The 1,070-nt window shown below is 64.2% G+C and carries 1 protein-coding gene; it reads right to left on the reverse strand.

The features are described from left to right. Positions 1-1,070, reverse strand: a 1,070-nt coding sequence (locus ACFYYT_RS36485; protein WP_351831878.1) for a B12-binding domain-containing protein, incomplete at both ends; no start/stop codon positions are given.

Here is a 1,070-nt window from a genome sequence, read left to right on the forward strand (position 1 = left end):
ATGAGGGCGTCCATGAGGCGCAGGCCTTCGAAGGCGTCGCGGGCGTAGCGGACTTCGCCTTCGTAGATTTCGTGGAGGTCTTGTTCGACGTAGGCGCGGGTGAGGGCGGCGCCGCCGAGGATGACGGGGTAGTCGGCGGCCAGCTTGCGCTGGTTGAGCTCTTCCAGGTTCTCCTTCATGATCACCGTGGACTTCACCAGCAGCCCCGACATGCCGATCACATCGGCCTTGTGTTCCTGCGCGGCCTCCAGGATCGCCGAGACCGGCTGCTTGATGCCGATGTTGACGACCGTGTAGCCGTTGTTCGTCAGGATGATGTCGACGAGGTTCTTCCCGATGTCATGGACGTCACCGCGGACCGTGGCCAGGACGATCGTGCCCTTGCCCTCGTCATCGGTCTTCTCCATGTGCGGCTCCAGGAACGCCACCGCCGTCTTCATCACCTCCGCCGACTGAAGCACGAACGGCAGCTGCATCTGCCCCGAACCGAACAGCTCACCGACGACCTTCATGCCCTCCAGCAGCGTGTCGTTGACGATCGCCAGCGCCGGCCGGGTCTCCAGCGCCTCCTCCAGATCCCGCTCCAGACCGTTCTTCTCCCCGTCGATGATCCGGCGCTGCAACCGCTCGTCCAGCGGCAGCGCCAGCAACTCCTCGGCGCGGCCCGCCTTCATCGACTTGGTGTTGACCCCCTCGAACAGCGCCATCAGCTTCTGCAACGGGTCATAGTCCCCCTCGCGCCGGTCGTAGATCAGATCCAGGGCGGTGGTGACCTGCTCCTCATCGAACCGGGCGATCGGCAGGATCTTCGACGCGTGCACGATCGCCGAATCCAGCCCCGCCTTGACACACTCGTCCAGGAACACCGAGTTCAGCAGCACCCGCGCCGCCGGATTCAGACCGAAGGAAATGTTCGACAGACCCAGCGTGGTCTGCACGTCCGGATGACGGCGCTTGAGCTCACGGATCGACTCGATCGTCGCGATCCCGTCCTTGCGGGACTCCTCCTGACCCGTGCAGATCGTGAACGTGAGCGTGTCGATGAGGATGTCCGACTCCCGGATCCCCCA

The organism is Streptomyces sp. NPDC002032, from assembly GCF_042890765.1.
In the GTDB taxonomy this organism is placed as follows: domain Bacteria; phylum Actinomycetota; class Actinomycetes; order Streptomycetales; family Streptomycetaceae; genus Streptomyces.